General features: G+C 71.8%; 18 protein-coding genes. 4 read left to right on the top strand and 14 right to left on the bottom strand.

All coding sequences use genetic code 11. The annotated features are described in order from the left end of the window. Positions 1–217 precede the first annotated feature (217 nt). The 10 genes from ABEA34_RS16260 to pstC form a co-directional block, all read right to left on the bottom strand. Positions 218–655 carry a VOC family protein gene (locus ABEA34_RS16260; RefSeq protein WP_345522435.1) on the bottom strand — a complete coding sequence of 146 codons (438 nt, stop codon included), beginning with the start codon at positions 653–655 and terminating at the stop codon, positions 218–220. A 39-nt stretch (positions 656–694) separates the two neighbouring features. Next, the gene (locus tag ABEA34_RS16255) at positions 695–1,516 is read right to left on the bottom strand and encodes a phosphate ABC transporter ATP-binding protein (RefSeq protein WP_425576887.1); all 822 of its coding nucleotides are present in this window, start codon (positions 1,514–1,516) and stop codon (positions 695–697) included. Between the two features lie 26 nt (positions 1,517–1,542). Further along, entirely contained in the window at positions 1,543–2,985 is a 1,443-nt protein-coding gene (locus tag ABEA34_RS16250; protein WP_345522433.1) for an Ig-like domain repeat protein, read from the bottom strand. A 41-nt stretch (positions 2,986–3,026) separates the two neighbouring features. Beyond that, positions 3,027–3,668 carry a hypothetical protein gene (locus tag ABEA34_RS16245; protein WP_345522432.1) on the bottom strand — a complete coding sequence of 214 codons (642 nt, stop codon included), beginning with the start codon at positions 3,666–3,668 and terminating at the stop codon, positions 3,027–3,029. An 85-nt stretch (positions 3,669–3,753) separates the two neighbouring features. Next, on the bottom strand, positions 3,754–4,968 hold the full coding sequence (locus ABEA34_RS16240) for a substrate-binding domain-containing protein (RefSeq protein ID WP_345522431.1): 1,215 nt from the start codon (positions 4,966–4,968) through the stop codon (positions 3,754–3,756). Between the two features lie 161 nt (positions 4,969–5,129). Next, positions 5,130–6,050 (bottom strand): sortase, encoded by a 921-nt coding sequence (locus ABEA34_RS16235; protein WP_345522430.1) that lies wholly within the window; start codon positions 6,048–6,050, stop codon positions 5,130–5,132. Further along, positions 6,047–8,788 (bottom strand): hypothetical protein, encoded by a 2,742-nt coding sequence (locus ABEA34_RS16230; protein WP_345522429.1) that lies wholly within the window; start codon positions 8,786–8,788, stop codon positions 6,047–6,049. The genes ABEA34_RS16235 and ABEA34_RS16230 overlap by 4 nt, the downstream gene beginning before the upstream one ends. Positions 8,789–8,793: 5 nt before the next feature. Beyond that, a complete protein-coding gene (locus ABEA34_RS16225; RefSeq protein ID WP_345522428.1) occupies positions 8,794–10,461 on the bottom strand; it encodes a substrate-binding domain-containing protein in 1,668 nt (555 codons plus the stop codon). Continuing rightward, positions 10,458–11,582 carry a phosphate ABC transporter permease PstA gene (gene pstA, locus ABEA34_RS16220; protein WP_345522426.1) on the bottom strand — a complete coding sequence of 375 codons (1,125 nt, stop codon included), beginning with the start codon at positions 11,580–11,582 and terminating at the stop codon, positions 10,458–10,460. Before pstA ends, ABEA34_RS16225 begins: the two co-directional genes overlap by 4 nt. Beyond that, positions 11,579–12,625 (bottom strand): phosphate ABC transporter permease subunit PstC, encoded by a 1,047-nt coding sequence (gene pstC, locus ABEA34_RS16215; RefSeq protein WP_345522425.1) that lies wholly within the window; start codon positions 12,623–12,625, stop codon positions 11,579–11,581. Before pstC ends, pstA begins: the two co-directional genes overlap by 4 nt. A 233-nt stretch (positions 12,626–12,858) precedes the next feature. On the opposite strand from pstC, the gene ABEA34_RS16210 reads away from it, so the two are divergent. The 3 genes from ABEA34_RS16210 to ABEA34_RS16200 are packed head-to-tail and all read left to right on the top strand — an operon-like array spanning position 12,859 to position 15,838. Continuing rightward, positions 12,859–13,557, top strand: coding sequence for a hypothetical protein (locus tag ABEA34_RS16210; RefSeq protein WP_345522424.1), 699 nt, complete (start codon positions 12,859–12,861; stop codon positions 13,555–13,557). Positions 13,558–13,562: 5 nt separating this feature from the next. Then, positions 13,563–14,807 (top strand): MFS transporter, encoded by a 1,245-nt coding sequence (locus ABEA34_RS16205; RefSeq protein ID WP_345522423.1) that lies wholly within the window; start codon positions 13,563–13,565, stop codon positions 14,805–14,807. Then, on the top strand, positions 14,804–15,838 hold the full coding sequence (locus ABEA34_RS16200; RefSeq protein WP_345522422.1) for a hypothetical protein: 1,035 nt from the start codon (positions 14,804–14,806) through the stop codon (positions 15,836–15,838). Before ABEA34_RS16205 ends, ABEA34_RS16200 begins: the two co-directional genes overlap by 4 nt. Positions 15,839–15,854: 16 nt before the next feature. Here ABEA34_RS16200 and ABEA34_RS16195 read toward each other — a convergent pair whose 3' ends face one another. Further along, a complete protein-coding gene (locus ABEA34_RS16195) occupies positions 15,855–17,180 on the bottom strand; it encodes a glycosyltransferase family 4 protein (protein WP_345522421.1) in 1,326 nt (441 codons plus the stop codon). Between the two features lie 159 nt (positions 17,181–17,339). Between ABEA34_RS16195 and ABEA34_RS16190 the strand changes: the two genes are divergently transcribed. Beyond that, positions 17,340–18,995: a DUF4082 domain-containing protein gene (locus tag ABEA34_RS16190; protein WP_345522420.1), complete on the top strand. Its 1,656-nt coding sequence runs from the start codon at positions 17,340–17,342 to the stop codon at positions 18,993–18,995. Positions 18,996–19,006: 11 nt separating this feature from the next. On the opposite strand, the gene ABEA34_RS16185 is transcribed toward ABEA34_RS16190, so the two are convergent. From ABEA34_RS16185 to ABEA34_RS16175, 3 genes are read right to left on the bottom strand one after another with little or no spacing between them, the layout of a single operon-like run. Continuing rightward, a complete protein-coding gene (locus ABEA34_RS16185; protein WP_345522419.1) occupies positions 19,007–19,273 on the bottom strand; it encodes a phosphopantetheine-binding protein in 267 nt (88 codons plus the stop codon). A 20-nt stretch (positions 19,274–19,293) separates the two neighbouring features. Further along, a complete protein-coding gene (locus ABEA34_RS16180; RefSeq protein ID WP_345522417.1) occupies positions 19,294–20,532 on the bottom strand; it encodes a pyridoxal-dependent decarboxylase, exosortase A system-associated in 1,239 nt (412 codons plus the stop codon). Beyond that, positions 20,532–22,097, bottom strand: a complete 1,566-nt coding sequence (locus ABEA34_RS16175) for an acyl-CoA ligase (AMP-forming), exosortase A system-associated (RefSeq protein WP_345522416.1) — start codon at positions 22,095–22,097, stop codon at positions 20,532–20,534. The genes ABEA34_RS16180 and ABEA34_RS16175 overlap by 1 nt, the downstream gene beginning before the upstream one ends. Positions 22,098–22,122: the final 25 nt, after the last annotated feature.

The following is a 22,122-nucleotide window of genomic DNA, read 5'->3' as shown; positions in this document are numbered from 1 at the left end:
GAGCGCGACCTGGTCGTCCTCGCCCGAGCGAGGCATCGGAACGCCAGAAGTGTCGGGAGATCACCGAAACGAACGGTCGGCGAACGGTGAACGAGAGGCGAACAGCGACGACTGCTTTCGCCAACTTCGCCGGCGGCACGTTTTCCCGTAGTCCGAACGGGTCAGACGAACGGGTTCGAGGGTGCCAACCAGGCCATGGGAACGGCGCGCTGGCCGTTCAACTCCCGTTCGTACGGCGGCGCGGTGGTCGGTGAGACCACCTCCCCTCCGCCACCTCGGCGAGCGACCGCAGGATGCAGAACTCGTTGCCTTCGGGGTCGGCGAGCACGACCCAGCCGCTGCCGGGGCCGTGGATCCCCCGGTGGTCGGCGACCTCCGTGGCTCCGTGGGCCACGAGCGTCGCGAGCTCCTCGTCCCGGGTCGCCGCGCGGGGACGCAGGTCGAGGTGCAGCCGGTTCTTCACCGACCTGCCTTCCGGGACCTCGATGAAGAGCAGCTGCTGGCCGGTCTCGGGGTCGCGGATCATGCACTCCTCGTGCCCGGGGAGGTTGGGGTCGCCGTCGATGTCGACGTACCCGAGCACGGGCTTCCACCACTCGGAGAGCTCGTAGGCGTTGCCGCAGTCGACGGTCACGTGCGAGATGAAGGCGGTCATCCCAGCAGCCTGGTGCAGCCGTCGTCCGGCCTCAACGGGTTATCCGAAGCGCCCGTTCACGTAGTCGGCCGTGCGCGAGTCGATCGGGTCGTCGAACATCGCCCGGGTCTCCCCGTGCTCCACGATCACGCCGGGCGTGCCGTGGGCGGCCAGGAAGAAGGCGCAGCGGTCCGAGACACGACGCGCCTGCTGCATGTTGTGGGTGACGATGATGATGGTGACGTCGCGCGCGATCTCCTGGATCGTGTCCTCGACCACGCGCGTCGAGGTGGGGTCGAGCGCCGAGCACGGCTCGTCCATGAGCAGCACGTCCGGGCGGACCGCCAGCGACCGCGCGATGCACAGGCGCTGCTGCTGACCGCCGGACAGGGCCGACCCCGGCTGCTTGAGCCGGTCCTTGACCTCTTCCCACAGACCGGCACGCCGCAGGCTCTCCTCCACCAGCGCCTCGCGGTCCGTGCGGGAGATCCGGGTGCCGGTCAGCTTGAGGCCGGCCATCACGTTGTCCTCGATCGACATCGCCGGGAACGGGTTGGGCTTCTGGAAGACCATCCCGATCGACTTGCGGGCGTCGGTCAGCCGTCGCTCGGGGTCGTAGATGTCCACGCCGTCGAGACGCACCTCACCGGCGAGCGAGGCCCCCGGCACCAGCTCGTGCATCCGGTTGAGGATCCGCAGGAACGTCGACTTGCCGCAGCCGGACGGGCCGATCAGCGCCGTGACCTGCCCGGCCGGCATGTCGAGCGAGACCCGGTCCAGCACCTTGCGCCGCCCGAACCAGGCCGATACCGAGTCGGCCTCGAGACCGTGCGTCGTCCGTGGTGACGCCGGCGCCGCCGGCGTCACCGCGTCGATGACCATCGTCTGGTCGCCGGTGAGCGTCGAGCTCACTTGACGACCTTGAGCGTCACGGTCGACGCCGTTGCCGCCGACACCAGCGAGGAGCCCGCGTAGACGGCGTGGATCTTGTGCGTGCCCTTCTTCAGCTTCGGCAGCGTGAAGACGACCTTGCCGGCCTTGAGCTTGGCCGTGCCGATCTTCTTCTTGCCGTCGTAGATGGTGACGGTCCCGGCCGGAACGGTGCCCGTCGCGGTGGCCTTGACGGTGAGCTTGCCCTTGGCCGACGCCTTGATCTTTGACGCCGACAGCTTGTTGGTCAGCTTGCCGGTGGCCTTGGCGACCTTCAGCGTGCCCGCGGTGGAGGTGGAGCCGGCCACGTCAGCGTTGCCGGCGTACGTCGCCGTCAGCGAGTGGCTGCCGGGCTTGAGGGCGGTGGCGCTGAGCTTGACGGTCGCGACACCACCGCTCAGGGTGCCGGTGCCGACCGTGGTGCTGCCGCTCTTGATCGTCACGGAGCCGGTCGGCGAGCCCGCCGAGGCGGCGACGGTGACCTTGGCCGAGGCGGCCGTCCCGTACTTCGCGGACGACGGCCAGGTCGCGGTCGTCGTGGACGTCGCCTTGGCGACCGTCACCGACGCGTCGCCGGTCGAGCCGGCGTAGGTGTCGGTGTCGGTCGGCGTGAAGACGGCGGAGTACGTGTGGGCGCCGGCCTTGGCGATGACGGTCGTCGTCGACGCCGCACCCGAGCTCACGGCCACCGGCGCACCGAGGGTGGTCGCGCCGTCCTTGAACTGGACGGTGCCGGGGACGGCCGGCGAGACGGTCGCGCTCAGGGTCGCGGTGTCACCGACCGCCGGGCTGGTCGGGGCGACGGCGAGCGACGTGCTGGTCGCCTCGCCACCGACACCGGCGATGTGCCAGGTGTTGCCGTCGATGACGATGTCGACCACGTCGTACGTCGGGGTGGCGCTGTGGCCGACCGAGGTCGTCCGCAGGCGCAGCTCGTACACGCCCTGGTAGCCGGCGGTCGACGAGGTGTTGGGGAAGCCGGCGGCGTACTGCGGGAGCGTGGTGTCCGCCTCCGTCAGCGCGACGACGGGGAGGCCGTTGTCGAGCGAGGCCGGCAGGGTCGCGGTGTCGAAGTTGGTGGTGCCGCTCAGCTGGAGACCCGACCACGACCCGACGGGAGCGCCGCTCTTGGGGGTGTACGCGAACAGCGTGGCGAACGTGTCACCGCTGCGCAGCGCCGTCGAGCCCGCGACGAAGTCCGCGATCGGGCCGTCGTCGAGGGTCCCGGAGGTGACGGTGGCACCGCTCGCGTCGTGCAGGGTGAGGACGCCGACGTTGTTCGGGTCCTTGTCGGGACCGGTCTGCCACGGCGGCGGCGTCGCGGCCTCGGCGGATCCGCCGAGCGCCAGGACAATGGTGGTGCTGGCAGCCACGGTGGCGGCCGTCAGGCCTGCCAGGACGCTGGTCGATCGCTTGGTCACGGTCTTCCTCTCGCACGGAGCGGTTCGGGTGGAGCTGTGGATCAGGGCTTGGTGGTCGTGCAGGTGGCGGCGCCGGTGTCGACGGCGCGCCAGGTCGTGCCGTCGACCTGGAGGTCGACGGTGTCGTAGTGCTGGCTCGCGACCGGCTGGTCGGGAGCGGCGAGGTAGAGGCGGAGCTGCACCCAGCCGTCGTAGGCGGCGGGGTAGCCCGCCAGGAACTGGGCGAGCGTCGTGTCACCCTCGGCGAGGGCGACCTGCGGCGCCGCGGGGTCGTCGTACGACGACGGCGCGGTGAGCTGCAGACCGCTCCACTCCGACGGGGCCAGCCCCTCACGGGGCTGGTAGGCGAACACGGCGGCCGTGCGGCCCTCGCCGGCGTAGCCACCCGTGGCGGCGGTCGCACCCACCACGGTCGCGGCGAACACCGGGTCCTTGGTCGATCCTTCGGTGATCGCCTTGCCGTCGGCGCCGCACAGCGTCAGCCGGCCGGAGGCGGCCGGGTCGGTGTACGGCGCCTCGGACGGCGCTCCGGTCAGCCGGAGCTCCAGAGCCACGGCCACCGCCACCACGACCGCAACCACGACGAGCGCGATGGCGACACCTCGGCGTCCGAGCCGCGACCGGGTGCTGGTCGGAGGCTCGGCATCGGCGCGGTGCTGCGCCGAGTCGAGTGTGCTGCTCACGTCGGGTTTCTCCTGTCGGTGTGGTGGCGGTGGCCGGTCGAGGCCGGCCCGAACGGGGGTGCACCGTCCGGGCCGACCACGTTCATCACCCCGTCGTCGTGTTGCCGTGGTCGACGTACAGCGGGGTCAGGCCGATCGACTCGAGGATCGCCTTGCCGGCGGCGCTGGCGACGAACGGCGGCGTGACGTCGCCGGGCTCCTCCGGGTCGTAGTCCGGGTTGTAGAAGAGCGTCTGGACCCAGTTCAGCGTGCTGCCGGGCTGCCACGGCGTGTCGCTGTCGACGTCCGACTCACGGAACACCACGTAGTACGGGATGTCCGCGATGAAGTTCGACCCGCTGGTCAGCAGCTGGATGCCCGCGTTGGACAGGGCCGGGGCCGGGCTCTCGGAGTTGTAGACCGGCGTCGGGTCGTGGAAGAAGCCCGCACCGAGCAGCTCGTACCGGCCCTTGGGGAACGGCACGATGGCGTTCTTGCGGGTCGCGTCCGGGAGCGCGGTGATCGTGGTCGGGTCGTTCTGCTGGACCTTCTGGACCGCCCCGCCGAGGGTGATCGCCGTGCCCCCGTTGGCGGCCTTGAGGGCGTTCAGGAAGATCGTCTGCACGCCCGCGCCGTCCTGCGGGAGCAGCGGGACGATCGTCTCGCCGGTGTGCGCGCCGGGGGTCACGCCGGCGGCGACGTCACCCCAGGTGGTCCACGTGCCCGAGTAGATCTTCACCAGGTCCCCGGTCGTCAGGGTCGCCGGCGCGTTGGTGGTGGTCGCGGTCGCGATGTACTGCTTGTCGTCGGCGAACTGGACCGTGTGCAGCGCGGTGTGCAGGCTGTTGCCGGCGCTGGTCTGCTGCGCCGAGGTCGGCTTGTTGGGGCTGCGCACGAAGCTGATCCGGCCGCCGTTGGTCGCGTTGCCGTCCGCGATCAGGGCGTTGAGGCCGGCGCCGCCGCCGTTCGGGCGCTGCACCGGCGAGGTGCCGGCCCGGAGCACGATCGTGGGGTTGAGCTTGCCGACCGTGCCGAGGGCGGGATCGGTGAAGGCGTTGCGGCCGTTGCCGTCAGCGGTGGCGCTGAAGCTGATCAGGCGGTTCTTGTTGCCGGCCGTGTTGTAGCCGGGCAGGGACCCGCCGGACCAGGAGTAGCCGTCGCCGAGGAAGTCGACGGAGTTCTGGATGATGTCGGAGCCCACGCCGACGACGTCGGTCGCGGTCGGCGCCGGGTCGGCCTGGGAGGGCAGGGCCGCAGCCAGGACACCGGCCGAGACGACCCCCGCGAGGGTGATGGCGACGGCGGTCCGTCTCTTCGACATGTGTGGAGCCTTTCCTGGGACGTTCTGACCCGCGCCGGTCGGCGAGGTCGAAGCATGTGGCGTGCTGAATTTAGACTGTTTTTGTACTTAGTTACTAGATTTTGGAGATTTAGTGTTCCGGGTCGCAGGGATGGTCTGGTCCACCGGCTCGGTCCGGGCTCTCAGACGAGGTTCGGGAGCAGTCGGCTGGCGGCTGACGAGACCAGCCAGAGGGCCGCGAGGATGACGGGGACACCGGCGACCCAGGCGGCCAGCGGGGTCCATCGGTGCCGGGCCCAGACGACGAGCAGGACCGCCGCGACGAGCACCTCGAGGGCCAGGGCGAGCACGGCCAGCGTCGTGAACCCGGCGTCGTGCGCGAAGGGCGCCCCCTGGGGGTCGATCGCCGCGACCGCGCCGGCGGGCTGGGCGTCTCCGTCGAGCGTCGCGTCGACGTAGACCGATTTCGACGGGCCGAGCGCGGCCAGGCGTCCCTCCCCCACCGCCGTCACCAGCGTGATCCGGCTGGCACCGTCGGTCAGGGCCGGCGGGACCGGGTCGCCCTTGCGGCGTACGCCGCTCACCTCGTAGTGGAAGGTGCCCTGGACCGTGGTCACGTCGATCGGGTCGCCCACCCGGAGCTGCGGGACGTGCTTGAACGGCGCACCGAACGAGAGTGCCCGGCCCATCAGCACGCTCACCCCGGCCTGACCGGGCAGCACGCTGCCCTGCTGGTGTCCGGGTCCCTGCTGGAGCACCGCGGCGGTCGTCCCCTCCACGACCACGAGGTCGTCGATGCCGGCGTCCGGCACCGAGACGAGGGCCACGGGCGCGCCCACGGCGATCGGTGCACCCGCCGGGGCCTCACCGAGCGCGAGCTCGGTGCGGAGCTGCGCGTAGAGCCGGTGCTGGGCGTGCCCCTGCTGGAAGTCGCTGAAGACGAACAGGTAGGACAGCACCCAGACCGCGACCAGGCCGAGCACGATCATGGTCTGGCCGAGCGCGGCCTCGCTCAGGCCGCGCTCCGGGCGGGGCAGCGGGGCCGTGTCGGCCGGCAGCACGCGGACGACGGTCCGCGGCGCCTCGGGCGCGGGCGCCGTCACGGCTTGGCCCTCCGTCGTCCGCCGCGCGCCCGGCCCAGGAGGGCCGGGGCCGAGCGACCGAGCGCGACGGCTCGGCCGGCGAAGCGGAGGCTCAGGCCGGCCAACCCGACGACGAGACCGGCGAGCAGGACCACCGGCAGGCCGACCCCGCCGAACGCCGACTCGGCGCCGACGGTACGGATCACCTCGGTGTCGGCCGGCTTCGGCCCCGCGCCTTTGCCGGGCGTGTCCGCACTCGGCGAGACGCTGGCGCTGGGCAGCGCCCCAGGCCCGGCACCCGTCCCGGTCGGGGGTGACACCGTCGGCGCGCCCGTGGGGTCGGTGCTGGGCGACTCCGTCGGGTCCGGGTCGTCGGCGACCAGCTTGGGCACGTCCCCCTTCTGGGCGAGGACCGCCGCGGCGGCCCGGTGCGTGTACGCCGAGAGGGCCGAGAGCCCGTTGGCCTCGGTGAGCGGCAGCGCCCCCGGAGGCAGCTGACCGTTGCCGGTGCCCGGCTGCTGTCCCGTCGTCGCGGCGTACTCGAGGAACTGCGCCGCCCGCCTGGCCGTGCCCTTGTCGATGCCCGAGGTCGGGACGTCGGCGTACACCGGCAGCGTCCCGGGGTACGCGCTCTCGCCCGCGTCCTCGTGGAGCTGGGCGTAGTCCAGCTCCCAGACGCCGGCGTCCTCGTCCGGCTTCAGCAGCTTGCCCGCCGCCTTCAGCCCGGCGGAGTCGGCGGCGACGAAGGTCCGCCCCGCCGCGTCGGTGATCTTGTCGCTGGCGGCGACGTCCGACGTCGTCTGGAGCGACGCCGTGCGCAGGCTGTAGCGGTACGCCGAGGTCAGCGGCACGATCCCGAGCACGAACCGGTGGCCCGGCTGCTGCCGGCCCTGGGTCCGCAGCCGGAGCGTCGTGACATCGCTGAAGTCGCCGTTGGGGCAGGCGATGTTGACGTTGGACAGCGAGTACTGGACGTTCTGCACGATCGTCTGCACGAACCCGGTCGGGTTGGCGATCAGGCCGAGGTACGGGCTGGGGCTGTAGCTGTAGCAGGGGTTGATCTTGGCGTCGATGATCGACTGCGGCAGCTGGAAGTCGTCGAGCTGCGGCCACGAGGCCACCGGCAGGTCGATCTGCATGTAGTTGGGGTTGACCCGCATGCCCCACGGGTCGGGGACCCCGTCGAGCCACTTGCGCGCCTCGGGGTCGGCGTCGATGTAGCTGGTCAGCGCCGTGGTCATGTCGGTCTCGGTCGAGAGCGTCATGATGGTCGCGGCCGCCTCGACCGTGTCGTACTCGGGCAGGTCCGGGTTGAGCGCGATGAACTCCGGGTCCTTGGTGATGTTCATCGGGTTCTTCGCCAGCGCCGGGTAGTTGTCGCCGACCAGCGAGTTGGCCGGGTAGGACTCCGTGAGCAGCTTGGCGAGCAGCCGCGCGTTGAGGTTGAGCGTCCTGGCCGGTCTCCCGGACGAGTCGTCGACGTTGTAGGCCACGGCGAAGCCGGTGAGGGCGACCGGGGCCTGGACCACGGGTCTCCCGAAGCCGGCGTCCGGCGCCCGGCTGCTGAGGACCATCGACGCGGTGCCGGCGGTGATGAGGGTGCGGGCCGCGGTGTCTGCGGCCTGCACGTGCACGAACGGCTCGAGCCGGTCGTCGGTGCAGAAGCGAGGCGTCCACTGGGCGCTGATGTCGGAGAACAGCACCGAGCCGAACGCGGTCAGCGGCGCCGTCGGGTTCAGCACCGAGCAGACGCTCGAGGACACCGCGAAGCTCAGCGGGACCGTGATCCGGTTCTGCCAGTTGGAGGCCGCCCACCACAGGGCGCCGGAGACGGCGAGGTTGGCGTCCGTGCCGGTCGTGGCGATCTGACCCGGCTGGTAGACGTCGGGCGCTCGGCACAAGGTGTCGGCTCGCGCACCCGCCGACGCGCTCGGGCGGGCCTCCTCGGGCAGCTTCGTGCCGAAGCCGTCGCAGCTGATGCCCATGATCGGGACGGCGACCAGCGAGCAGGGGACCTCGCTCGAGCAGCCGAGCGAGGCGTTCTCGTCGGCGCTGAAGACGGTGAACTGCTCGGAGCCCTTGCCGTCGGTGCCGGTGATGCCGTAGGTCGTGTTGCTCGGGAGCCCGGACCCGTCGACGTTCGACGACTCCGGAGCCATGCCGGCACAGCCTGCGGACCCGCCGACGTACGTCGTGCCGTCGGCGGCGTCGAACGGCAGCCAGCGCTCGGAGCGCGCGGCACCGAAGCACGGGGCGGGGCGCGGGTCCGGGGCGTTGACGGCGGGACCGCGCGCGTCCGCGTCGGCGGCCGCGTCGGCGCGCCACACCGGCCAGGCCGACGAGCTGCGCTGGAAGCGCTCGGCCCAGGTCTGGGTCCAGCAGGTCTCGGGGCGCACGGCGTTCTGCCCCGAGGCGGTGCCGCGGCACTGGAGGATGACGAACGGGTACTCCTCGCCTGCGCCGGCGGCCGAGTTGACGTCGGCGACCGTGCCGCCGGTCGGGTGGGCACCGGACCAGGACACCGTCAGCTGCTGGCGCCCGCGCAGGTTCTTGGTCTGCGAGACATCCATCGAGATCGTGCGCTGGTCGAGCGTCGTCGACGTCCCGTCGGCATCGAGGGCGGTGCGGGTCGCGGTGACCCGGTAGGCACCGGCGGACTCGGCCGGCGCGGTCGCGAGCGGCACCAGCAGGCCCGCCACGAGCAGGCCGACCGCCACCAGGCCCGCGCCGACGTACGCCAGGCGACGACGCTGCGTCACGGCGATCATCTCGACCCTCCGCCGGGGCGACGGGACAGCAGCCGGCTGACGACGGCGGGCAGGATCACCGCGAGGGCGAGCAGGGCGATCACCAGCACGGTCAGGGTGCTGGTCGGCCCGCTCCCGCTGCCGGCGGCGAGCGTGGTCGGCACGATGTCGCCGCCCGCAGTTGCCGGGTCGTCGGAGCTCCCCGTCGTACCGGTGCCACCGAGCCCGAGGTCGGAGCTGACGCCGGTGGCGCCACCGCCGTCGGTGCCGCCGGGACCGGCGCCGGACCCGCCACCGGCGCCACCCGCACCACCGCCCGAGCCGTTGCCCGAGGGCTGGTTGTTCTTGTCGTCGGTGGGGTTGTCGCCGTTGTAGGAGCCCACGCCGGCGACGCAGGGGTCCGCGCCGACCTTGTCGCAGGCAGGCGGGTTGGGGGCGATCTGCGCGAGGTGGTTCACGTTGGGCTTGCCCGCGATGAACGTGGGGTTGTGGCAGGTGCTCACGTCCCGCTTGGTGAGGTCCACCTTGCTGTCGGCCGTCTTGAGCTTGCCGATCTGGTCGAAGCCGGCGGTGACCAGGTTGACCGGTAGCGACGAGTAGCCGATCGGACCGATCTCCGACTGCCCCTGGCAGATCGAGAAGTAGAGGAAGTCCGCGAGCGTCTGGCGCTTGGCGGTCGTCATCCGCGAGTCGTCGGAGGCGGTGGGGATGATCGCGTAGACGTACGACGAGAGCGCGTAGGTCCGCTTGTCCGGGTTGACGTAGACCTGGTCGAGGTTCTGGGTCAGGTACGTCGGGGACTTCGGGTTGGTGTCGATGACCGCCTTGGTCAGGGCGACCGCCACGTTGTACTGGGTCGGCAGCGTGTAGTAGCCGGCCTTGTTGAGCAGCTTGATCGCCGGGAAGTCGGCCAGCAGCGGGTAGGAGTACTCCTCGATGCCGATCGAGCCGTTGGCACCCGCGCTCTTGATGAAGTTCATGACGCCGTCGGAGCCGGCCTGCGCCTTCTGGTTGCCGGTGGACTTGCCGCAGTTGAGCGGGAAGTACTCGGTCTCCACGACCTTGCCGCCGTTGCAGGGACCCCAGATCGCGGGGTACTGCTTCGCGAGGTAGCGGGTGAACTGGTTGGTGACGCCCGCGCCCTCGGAGTGCACGACCGGGATGATCGGGATCGACGGCAGCGCCTTGCCGTTGTTGTCGGACGTGATCTGCTTGTCGTTCCAGTTGGTGATCTGGCTGGTGAAGATCTTCGCGATGGTCTCGCCCGACAGGCGGATGTTGCGGACCAGCTTGCCCGCGACCTCGACGTGGTAGGGGAACGACGTACCACCGGCGGCGATCGGCAGGTAGGCGAAGGACCGGCCGCGCGGGCTGTCCTCCTGGCCCGTCGTCGGGTCGGCGCCGCGGAAGGGGATGTCGGAGACGCCGAAGTCGTTGGACCGGTTGGCGTAGTCCTTGCGGCCCTGCGCGGCGCCGTTGGCCGTGAAGACCACCTGCATGCCCTGGTTGGCCACGTCGGCGACCCACTGGTTGATCGCGTTGGCGGCCCAGCTCGAGCCCGATCCCTGGATCAGCGCGTGCGTCGCGGCGTTGGCCGGCGGCACGGCGGCCGCGGGCACGAGCATCGTCAGGCCGAGCACCGCGGCAGCGGTGACGATCCTCGACACACGGGGACGGAGCTTCATCGGACAGGCCTCCTGCGGGCGACGAGACGGGCGAAGACGAAGAGGATGAGCACGATGACGAGCAGCACCGTCGCTGCGGCGTACCCGCGCTGCTCGAAGGCCGGCTGACCGGACGCGACGGCGTTGTAGATGAACAGCGGCAGCGAGTTCATCGGGTTGCTCGTCGGGTCGGTGTTGAGGAAGGTCGACGCCCCGGACGTGAGGATGAGCGGCGAGGTCTCGCCGACCATCCGGGCGATGCCGAGGATGAGCGCGGTCGCCAGGCCGGGGCGGGCCGTCGGCAGGACGACCTTCCAGACCGTCTGCAGCCGCCCGGCGCCGAGGGCGTACGACGCCTCGCGCAGCCCACCGGGCACGACCCGCAGCACGACGTCGCTGGCCCGCGCCATGATCGGGAGACCCATTACGGCCAGGGCGAGGGCCGCCGCGAGCCCGCTGCTGGGCAGGCCGAGTCCGACGATCAGGGCCGAGTAGATGAACAGGCCGGCGACGATCGACGGCAGTGCCGTCATCGCCTCGACCACGGTGCGCACCAGCCGGGACCCGCGGCCACCGATCTCGGACATGTAGACGGCGGCGATGACGCCGAGCGGCAGCGCGATCGAGACGGCGATCGCCACCTCGATCAGGGTGCCGACGATGGCGTGCAGGATGCCGCCGCTGCTGAACGGGTCGGAGGGGCGTACCCCGGACATGTCGGTCGTGTAGAAGTTCCAGTGGATGAGCGCCGGGAGCCCCTTGGCGACCGTCACGATCACGGTGCAGAGCAGGGCGGCACCGACCAGGGTGGGCGCGGCGACCACGAAGCAGGTCATCACCCGGTCGGCCACGACCGGCCACGGCCGGGTCAGCGCGGTGAGGCCGGCGTAGTAGAGCACGAAGACCAGGAACCAGCTGACGACGAAGCCGATCTTGCCGTCGACCGGCAGGATCTGGGTGTAGAGCAGCCAGGTCGTGGCGAGCGACGCGAACGCGGCCCCGCCCAGGGTGAGCCGGTCCTCGCGGGTGCGGCCGGTGACCGGGCGGGGGACGTCGACGGGGACGGGCACGACCGGCTTCTCGGCCGGTTTCTCGGCCGAGCGCTCGACGGCGCGCAGGTTGCCCGCAGGCACGGCGGTCATATCTCGGTCCCCGCTCCGCTGCGGCCGCGCGCGACGATCTGCGCGGCGATCGTGTTGGTCACCAGGGTGATGACGAAGAGCAGGAAGCCGGCCGTGAGCAGCGCCGACAGCTGCGCGGGGGTCGCCTCCTTGTAGCCGATCGCGATCATCGACGAGATCGTCGACGTACCGGACTCCAGCGGGTTGACCTTGAGCTGGAAGGTCTGGCTGATGATCAGGACCACGGAGATCGTCTCGCCGAGCGCCCGGCCGAGCGCGAGCATGGTGCCGCCGACGATGCCGCTGCGTCCGAACGGGATCACCACCGTGCGCACCATCGACCAGCGGGTGGCGCCGAGGGCGATCGCCGCCTCCTTCTCGCCGGCCGGCGCCTCCGAGAACACCTCGCGCATCACGGAGGTCGCCATCGGGAAGATCATCATCGACACCGCGATCGCGGCGATGAACGCGGAGCCCTGGTACGCCGGGTACCCGGGCGCCTGGTTCCAGATCGGGTAGTCGACGTCGGTGTGCACCTTGAAGATCGGGATCCACCCGAGGTACTTGCTCAGGAAGTGCGCGACATGGGTCGCGTGCGGCTGGATGAAGAGCAGCACCCAGAGGCCGAAGACGATGCCGGGCACGGCGGCCATCAGGTCGATGGCCCGCACGAGGGAGTTCTTCATCCGGGCGGGCGCCCAGTCGGTGACGAAGAGCGCGGTCAGCAGCGAGAGAGGGAAGGCGATCAGCAGGGCGATCGCAGCCACCTGGACGGTGCCGAGCAGCACCGCGGAGATGCCGACGATGTCCTGGCTCGGCAGCCAGCGGGACTCGGTGAAGAAGCTCCACCCGTAGTGGCTGAAGGTCGGCCGCGCCTGGAGACCGAGGAAGATGCCGATCGAGGAGACGATGACCAGCACGAACAGGCCGATGACCCGGACGCTGTGGACGAAGATCCGGTCCTGCACGGAGTGACGGGCCGTGAGCTTGCGGGGGACGTCCTCGTCCCGCGGCTCCACGGCCGGTCCCGGCGCCGACGGCGGCGCCAGCACATCACCTGACATGTGCATCCTTCTCAAGATGAGTTCCAGGCGATGGTGCACCCATAGCCATCAATCCCGAGAAGATTACGCGACTATAGACGATTAGAAGCACTAATGGCCGAAACGGGTTCGAGCCGGCCTACCCAAATCTGGGGAGGTGCCCTGCGGATGCCCGCTCCGGAGGGGCCGGGCACGCACGCTCGGAGACGGAGTGGGGGACCAGGGGGTCCTTCCGTGGTCGCGGGAGCTGATCGATGCTGAACCGACGCAAGGCCGTCGTGTCCGCCGCCGCTGCGGCGGCAGCAGCAGCGGTCGCGGTCGCAGTCGCGGTCGGCGCAGCCGGCCCGTCCCCGAGCGGGTCCCCGGTCACCACGGACCGCTCCCCCTCGGCCGGCCCACGAACGGGCGGCGCCGCCGACGCCCCGGCCGACCCGGGGAGCGACAGCTCGTCGAGCCGGCCGGGGACCACGGCCGCCGGGGGCAGCAGCGGCGGCAACGGCGGGGCCGAGACGCTGCCCGAGACGCTGCCCGAGACGCCCGCCGCCCCGTCCGGCCTGCCGGACGTCACCGCGCCGACGGCGGCCGCACTCCCGACCTGGGACGGCCTGGCGAGCGGAGCCACGGCCGCGCGCGGACGCCTGGTGCCCGGCTATCCGGCCGAGCTGCTGCCGGTCGCCCCGCGCGGGAGCATCGTCACCAGCAGCCTGTCCCCGTCGACCGGGCGGGTGCAGGTCGCCCTGGTCGCCCGGCGCAGCCAGTCGCCCGCCGCGGTGCTGAGCTTCTACCGTGCCCGCTTGGCGCGGGCCGGGTTCCACGAGCACGCGATCGCCGCCGTCGGTGGCGCCAGCGCGACGGCCTTCACCCGCGACGACAACCGGGTGGTCATCACGGTCGACCCGGGCAGGGCGCAGACCTACTCCGTGCAGGCCACGTTCGTCACCGCCAAGGCCTGAGCGCCGTGTACATCACCCTCAGCGACCGGCCCGCCAGCTCGCGCCGTACGCCGGACGGGCGACGCCGCCGGGTGGCACCGGTCGTCGTCACCCTCGGCTTCGTCAGCCTCGTCACGGACATCTCGTCCGAGTCGGTCGCGGCGATCCTGCCGCTCTACCTGACGGCGTCGCTCGGGCTCTCCACGATGTCCTACGGCTTCATCGACGCGCTCTACCAGGGCGTCAGCGCCCTCGTCCGCATCGGCGGCGGGTGGGCGGCGGACCGCGGAGGGCATCCCAAGTGGGTGGCCCTGGTCGGCTACGGGCTGTCGGCCGTCGCCCGCTTCTTCCTCCTCTTCAGCACCGGCCTCGCGGCGATCTCGGTCGTGATCTCGACCGACCGGATCGGCAAGGGCCTGCGGACCGCGCCGCGGGACGCGATGATCTCGGCGGCCACCCCCGACGAGAGCCTCGGCTTCGCGTTCGGCGTGCACCGGGCGCTGGACACGGCCGGCGCCGCCATCGGACCGGTGATCGCCTTCGTCGTGCTGTGGTGGATCCCCGACGGCTACCTCACCGTGATGGTGATCTCGCTCGGCTTCGCGGTCCTGGGCGTGGCGCTCCTCGGGCTGCTGGTGCCGGACCGGCCGTCCGCGGAGCCGCGGCCCGAACGCCGGCCGCTGGCGTGGCGCGACGTCGCGACGCCGGGCCTGGTCCGACTCCTCCTGGTGGCCGGTGCGCTGGGCCTGCTGACCGTGGGCGACGGGTTCATCTACCTCGCCCTGCTGGACCGGGGCGGCTTCGCCGCGCACTGGTTCCCGCTCCTCTACGTCGGCACCAACATCGCCTACCTGTCCCTCGCCATCCCGATCGGTCGGCTGGCCGACCGCGTCGGCCGGGCGACGGTCCTGATCTGGGGGCACGGCGCCCTGCTCGCGTCGTACGCCGCCGTCGCCTTCTCCTGGAGCATCGCGGCGTCCACGGTCATCGCGCTCCTGCTCCTCGGCACCTTCTACGCCGCGACCGACGGCGTGATCGCCGCTCTCGCGGGGCGGCTGGTCCCGCCCCCCGTGCGGGCCAGCGGCATCGCGTCCGCCCAGACGGTCGTGGCCCTGGCCCGGATGGCCTCGTCCGCCGGGTTCGGCGTGCTGTGGTTCGCCTTCGGCCCGCAGGCCGCGCTGGTCGTGGTCGGCACGGTCCTGCTCGTCGCCCTCCCGGTCGCACGGTCCGCGGTCCGCCGGCTCGACCTGAGGTCGGTGTCCCCGGGGTGAACCAACGGACCCGCATCGCGCTCTTCGCGACCGTCGCGGTCGTCACCGTGGGTGGCGTGTCGGCGTACGCCGTCACCTCGGCGGCCGACTACCAGCAGCGGCACCACCGCTCGCCGACCGTGCCGGTCGTCCCCGACCCGCCGGACCCCCACGCCCCGCACCACGTCGCGACGGGGCCGCGGATCGTCTTCCGGCACACCGGGATCGACGACCACATCGGCCTCGTGGCCTCGGTCCCCCTCGATGACCCCGGGGGACCTCGGACGTTCACCCAGGTCGCCTGTGACCGCGTGGACGCGACCGAGGACCGGGCCTCCTGCCTGCGCATCGAGCGCGGCGTGGTCACCACGTACTCCCTCACGGAGTACGACGCCGACTGGCGCCCCGTCGAGGAGGTGTCGCTGCCGGGGATCCCCAGCCGCACCCGCCTCTCCCCGGACGGGAGGCTGGTGGCGTCGACGACGTTCGTGAGCGGACACTCCTACATGCAGGTCGGCTTCTCCACGGCGACCGAGATCCGCGACTTCGGTGGCGGCAGCCACGGCAACCTCGAGAAGTTCGACCTCGTGATCGACGGTGACCACGTGGCGCCCCGCGACCGCAACGTCTGGGGCGTCACCTTCGTCGACGACACCACCTTCTACGCCACGGTCGGCACCGGCGGCGAGACCTACCTCGTCCGCGGGGACCTCGCGGCGCGGACCCTCACCTCGGTCGCCGACCACGTCGAGTGCCCCTCGCTCTCCCCGGACGGCACCCGGATCGGCTTCAAGCAGGCAACCCGGCGTGACGGCCAGACGTGGTGGACGCCGGCCGTGCTCGACCTCTCGACCGGCGAGCGCACCGTCCTCGCCGGTGAGACCCGCAACGTCGACGACCAGGTCGAGTGGCTCGACGAGGACACCCTCCTCTACGGGCTCGCCCGCGACGACCAGCCCGGCGTCACGGACGTCTGGGAGCTCGACACCCGCGCCGACGCCGAGCCCCGGCTGTTGATCGAGCAGGCCTGGTCACCCGCGGTCGTGCGCTGACCGCAGCGCGAACGGGTCACCCGGTGGCGGCGTGGCCGGCCGCGACCGGACCCCTCGACAGCACGAACGAGCGCAGCTCGCCGTCCTGGCTGAGGTCGACGTAGCGCAGCTCCGGCGGGACGTCCACCGTCGCGCGGGGATCGGAGCGCAGCAGCTCGTCGTACACCCCGACGTACGCCGTCGACTGCGGCTTCCAGTCGAGCGCCAGGGAGACCCGTCGCCGCGCACGACGCGCGAGGTCGACCCGCAGCTCGGGGTCGTCCAGCAACCGCTCGACCGCGTCGCAGAACGCGGCCACGTCGCCGGACGGCACGTAGAGACAGGAGTCGCCGCCGGAGACCTGGGTCTCGAGCAGGTCGAACGAGACCGACGGGAGGGCGTAGGCCATGTACTCCATCGTCTTGTTCATCGTCGAGACGTCGTTGAGCGGCGTCTTGTGGTCCGGGCAGAGCCCGATCGCGGCGGCGCTGAGGTGCTCGGCGATCATCGCCGGGCCGGCACGACCGGTGAAGGTCACGACGTCGTCCAGCCCGAGCTCGTGGGACTGCCGCTGGAGGTCACGCAGGCAGTCGCCGAACCCGAGGAGCGTCGCCTGCACGTCCGTGCGACCGCGCCGGTGGACCAGCTCGGCCATGATCTCGAGCACCGTGTCGACACCGTCCTGCGGCCCCATGATGCCGAGGTAGACCAGGGAGTGCCGCTGCGGGCTCGGCGTTCCCGGCGCCGGGTGCACCGGACGCATCACGCTGGTGTCCGGTCCGCTCCGGACCACGGTGACCCGGTCCGGGTCCAGCCCGCCCCGCTCCATGGCGATCCGGCGGTAGGACTCGTTGGTCGAGATGACGTGGTCGGCGACGGCGTACGTACGACGCTCGAGCCAGCGCAGGCCCCAGAGCTGCAGGCGACCGGCGAGGCCCTCCGGCTCACCGAAGCGCGACAGGAAGAGCTCCGGGTTGAGATCGTGCTGGTCGAAGACGAACCGGACGCCGCGCCGCTTCCAGATCCGGGCCAGCGCCCAGTAGGTGTCCGGGGGGTTGCACGCCTGCAGCACCTGGAACGGCTGGCGCCGCCACACCCGGTGCGACAGCCGGGCCGTCCGCAGCCACGAGTACCCGAACTCCCACAGGTAGCCCAGCACGCCGCTCGCCTGCGGCGCCGGCCGGTACTTGTAGACGTGGACGCCCTCGATGACCGCTCGGGACGGGTCCCCGGGACCCTTCGGACAGATCACGCTCACGTCGTAGCCGGCCTCCCGAAGCGCCAGACACTCCAGCCACACCCGCCGGTCCAGGGGCACCGGGAGGTTCTGCACGATCACGAGCACATGCACTTTCTCGACCATGTGCCCACGCTGTGCCACCGCGCGGACGGCCTCCGGAGCACCGCGTCAAGTTCCCCAATTCTTGGGACAGCCAGGAGCGCGGAGCGCTGGCAGGGTGGAGCGGGACCGGCCGCCGCGGACCAACACGCAGGCCACACCGTCGACCGCTAGGTGACCCCGATGACGCCCCCGCTTCACCGACGTCCACCCGTACGCCGGCGGCTCTCCCGGGTCGCACTCCCCCTGGTCGTGCTCCTCGGCCTGATCGGCTCGGTCCTCGCCGTCGTCGTCCTGCAGCAACCGGCCGGAGCCGACACTCGGGGCCTCTTCGAGGAGGAGATGCCCGCCGACGCGGTGCTCGATCCCGACCGCGAGGCGGTCGAGCTCGGCATGCGCTTCGTGCCCAAGGTCGACGGCCTCGCCACCGGCGTGCGCGTCTACAAGATCTCGGGCAGCACCCTCGGGACACCGGACAGCGGGACGCTCTGGGGCGGCCGCGGTCGCGCCCTGGCCAGGGCGACCTTCGAGGAGACGACCGAGACGGGCTGGCTGTCCGCCGACTTCGCGGACCCGGTCGAGCTCTCGGCGGGCCAGACCTACACGATCTCGGTGCACGCCCCCCACGGCCGCTACGCCGTGACCGAGGGCTACTTCGACCGTCCGATCGACTCGCCGGACCTCCGCGCGCCCGGCTACCGCAACGGCGTTTACGCCTACGGCCCCGAGTCGCGGTTCCCCTTCCAGACCTACCGGCAGTCCAACTACTGGGTCGACGTCAGCTTCGTCGCCGGGGGCACCGTGCCCACGCCGACCGACCCGACGCCCACCGACCCGGCGACCACCCCGACCGACCCCGGGCCGACCGACCCGACCACCACGCCGACCGACCCCGGGCCGACGAGCAGCCCCACCGACCCGACGCCGACCGAGCCCACGCCGACCGACCCCGGGCCGTCCAGCACCCCCACCGACCCGACCCCGACCGACCCGACCACCACCCCCACCGAGCCCGGGCCGACCGAGCCCACGGATCCGACGCCGACCGAGCCGCCGGGTGCCTGGCCCGGCGCCGGCAACACCGGCGTACCGTCCGGCACGACGCTCACCCGCTACACCGGCCCCTGCACGATCAGCCGGCCGACGACGATCACGGCTGTCGACGCGACCTCGTGCGGCGCGATCCTCGTCCGCTCGCCCGGCGTGGTGATCTCGAAGTCCCTCCTGCCGCGGGTCGACGCCACCGACGGCGGTGACGACGCCGTGACGCTGACCGACTCGACGGTGCGCGGTGGCTCGTGGGTGGACGGCGCGGTCTGGGGCTACAACATCACGGCGACGCGGGTGGAGGTGACCGGCGGGCAGCACAGCTTCCACTGCGCCGACCACTGCACGGTCACCGACTCGTGGCTGCACGACCAGTACAACCCGACCGGGCTGAGCTACCACAACAACGCGTTCATCTCGAATGGCGGCAACACCATGCTGGTACGCCACAACACGCTCGCGTGCACGCCGCAGGTCAACAGCAGCAACGGTGGCTGCACGGCGGACCTCTCGCTCTTCGGCGACTTCGAGCCGATCCGCGACGTCCGGATCGAGGGCAACCTGTTCGTCGCCAACTCGACCGGGATCGGCTACTGCCTGCACGCGGGCTACAACCCGGGCAAGCCCTACGGCAGCAACCCGACCGGCGTGCAGGTCGTCGACAACGTGTTCCAGCGCGGGACCAACGGCAAGTGCGGGGTCTGGGGCGCGGTGACGTCGTTCCTCTCCTCCGCGACCGGCAACGTGTGGTCCGGCAACACCTGGGACGACGGGACGGCCCTGAGGCCCTGAGACCCTCGGCCTCAGGCGCCCTGCTGCTTGGCGTCGACGAACGCCGCCAGGGTGCCCAGGGTCTCGAACACCTCGCCCGTGAGGTCGCCGTCGTCGATCGCGATCGCGAAGCGCTCCTCGATCACGACGACGAGCTCGAGCAGCGCGAGGGAGTCGAGCTCGGGGATGCCGCCCAGCAGCTCGGTCGCCGCCGAGAGCGACGCCCGCCGCTCCTCGATGCCGAGCACCGTCACGACGACGTCGACGAGATCGGTCAGGGTGGTGTCGATGGTCTTCACGGGTTCTCCTTCTGAGGTGGTCACACGAGTACCTCGGCCGGGTGCGGGTGGCCGAGGAAGGCGGTCGGGCTGGCGGTGAGGCCGTAGGCGCCGGCCTGGAAGATCACGACGAGGTCGCCGACCTCGATCTCGGGCAGCGGCAGCTTCGAGCCCATCAGGTCCAACGGGGTGCACAGGGAGCCGACGACGGTCACCGGCTCGACGTCCTCGGCCGCGCCGGCAGGAGGGCCGAGCCGGGTGCCGACCACGAGGGGGTAGTTGCGCCGGATCACCTGCCCGAGGTTCCCCGAGGCCGCGAGCTGGTGGTGCATGCCGCCGTCGACGACCGCGAACCGCTGCCCCCGCGAGACCTTCGTGTCGACCACGCGGGTCACGTAGACACCGCACTCCCCCACGACATACCTGCCGAGCTCCACGATCGTGCGGGCCTGGGGCAACGCGCGGCGGAGCCGGTCGTCGAGCAGGCGGCCGAGGTTGTCGCCGAGCCGGACCAGGTCGACCGGTTGGTCCTTCTCGAAGTACGGGATGCCGAAGCCGCCGCCGAGGTTGACGTAGCGCACCGGTGCCGGCGCCTGCTCGGCCAGTCTCAGGACGAGCTCGACGGTGCGTTCCTGGGCCGCGACGAGGAGGTCGGCGTCGAGGTTCTGCGAGCCGGCGAACACGTGGAAGCCGACCAGGTCGACGTCCCGTCCGGCGAGGTCGGCCATCAGGCCCGGCACCTGCTCGGCGTCCACGCCGAACTGCTGCGGGCCGCCGCCCATCCGCATCCCGGAGCCCTGGACGGCGAAGTCGGGGTTGACCCGGATCGCCGCCACGGGCCGCACGCCCACGGCCTCCCCGGCCGCGAGCAGCCGGTCCACCTCACCGCGCGACTCGACCTCGACCACGACGCCGGCCGCGGCCGCCTGACGGAGCTCCGGATCGGTCTTGCCCGGACCGGCGAAGCTGATCGAGCCGGGGTCGGTGCCGGTGTCGAGGGCCACCCGCATCTCCCCGGCCGACGCGACGTCGAGCGAGTCGACCAGGCCGGCCAGGTGCTGGACCACCGCCGGCATCGGGTTGGCCTTCACGGCGTACCCGAGGTGGAGGCCGCTGGGCAGCGCGGCGCGCAGGACCTCCACCCGGGCGGTCAGGAGACGCCGGTCGTAGGCGAAGAACGGGGTGGACCCGACGCTGGCGGCAAGCCGCTCGAGCGGCATCCCGCCGACCACCAGCTGACCGTCCTTGACGCCGAACGACTCGACGTGGCGATCGGGCATCATCGGTCGAGCTCCGCTCGCACGGCGGCCCGGTCGAACTTGCCGTTCGGCGAGCGGGGCAGCTCGAAGCGCACCACGACCTCCGACGGGACCATGAACGTCGGGACCGACCGGCGGTAGACCGCCAGCAGCGCGGCGGTGTCGACCGGCACGCCGCCCGGAGGGGCGACCACCAGCACGATCCGCTGCCCGAGCCGGTCGTCGGCGACACCGACGGCGACGGCGTCGCGGACCAGCCCGGACTCGTAGGCGACCTCCTCGATCTCGGTGGGACTGACGCGGTAGCCGGAGGTCTTGAGCATGTCGTCGCGGCGCCCGACGAAGTAGAGGAAGCCCTCGTCGTCCGTGCGCACGGTGTCACCGGACCACACCGCGAGCTCGGTCTGGCGCCAGGCAGGCTGGGCGCCCGGGGCCGGGCGGAACCTGGCCGCGGTCTGCTCCGGTGCGTTCCAGTAGCCCAGGGCGACGAGCGGCCCGCGGTGCACGAGCTCGCCCTCCTCGCCCGGGTCGCACACGGTGCCGTCGGGACGGACGACCAGGACCTCGGCGTCCGGTATGGCCTTGCCGATCGAGTCGGGCCTCCGGTCCACCTCGGCCGGCTCCAGGTAGGTCGACCGGAACGCCTCGGTGAGCCCGTACATCAGGTACGGCGCGGCCTGCGGGAAGAGCTCGCGCAGCCGGGTCAGCGTCGCCTGGGGCATCCGGCCGCCGGTGTTGGCGAAGTACCGCAGCGAGTGCCGGGCCTCGTCCGGCCAGTCGGCCTCGGTGAGCTGGATCCACAGCGGCGGCACGCACGTCAGCCCGGTGACACCGTGCCGGGCGCAGAGGCGCGGCACCTCCGCCGGGAAGAGGTAGTTCATCAGGACCACCCGCGCGCCGACGTGGAAGGCGGTCGTCAGCTGGCTCAGGCCGGCGTCGAAGCTGATGGGGAGCGCCGCGAGGACCACGTCGTCCGGACTGTTCTCGAGGTAGCTGCTGACGCTGTCCGCGCCGACCAGCAGGTTGCGATGGCTCAGCACGACGCCCTTCGGCCGACCGGTGCTCCCGGAGGTGTATAGGATCGCCGCCGGGTCGAGGTCGACCCCCACCACCGGCGCCGGCACGGCCGGCGCGAGCAGGAGGTCGTCGTACCGCCGCAGCTCGATGCCCTCCACCTCGGGGGCATCACCGCCGCCGACGAGCACCACCGCCGTCAGCCGCTTCGCGTCGCCGAGCAGGTCCGCCAGGAGCGCCCAGCGCTGGGCCGTCGTCACGAGCACCCGCACCTCGCAGTCGAGGAGCACGTGGGAGGCCTGCTCCGGCTTGAGGACGGGGTTGACGGGCACGAACAGTCCGCCGGCCGCCGACGACCCGAAGATCGCGGCGACGGCCTCGATCCGCTTCTCCAGGTAGATCGCGACGCGGTCCCCGCGGCGTACGCCGAGCAGCTGCAGGCCGCCGGCCACCGCGGTCACCGTGGACCACAGCCCCGCGTAGTCGACGGTCGTGTCCTGGTAGGTGAGGGCGGGCGCGTCCGGGCGCAGCTGCGCCTGCTCGCTGACCAGGTGGTGGAGGTGGGTTCTCATCGGTGTGCCTTCCTCGTGCTGCCGT

Source organism: Nocardioides conyzicola (genome assembly GCF_039543825.1).
Taxonomy (GTDB): domain Bacteria; phylum Actinomycetota; class Actinomycetes; order Propionibacteriales; family Nocardioidaceae; genus Nocardioides; species Nocardioides conyzicola.
The sequence above is the reverse complement of the archived record's forward strand: the minus strand, read 5'-3'. Positions and strand labels throughout refer to the sequence as shown.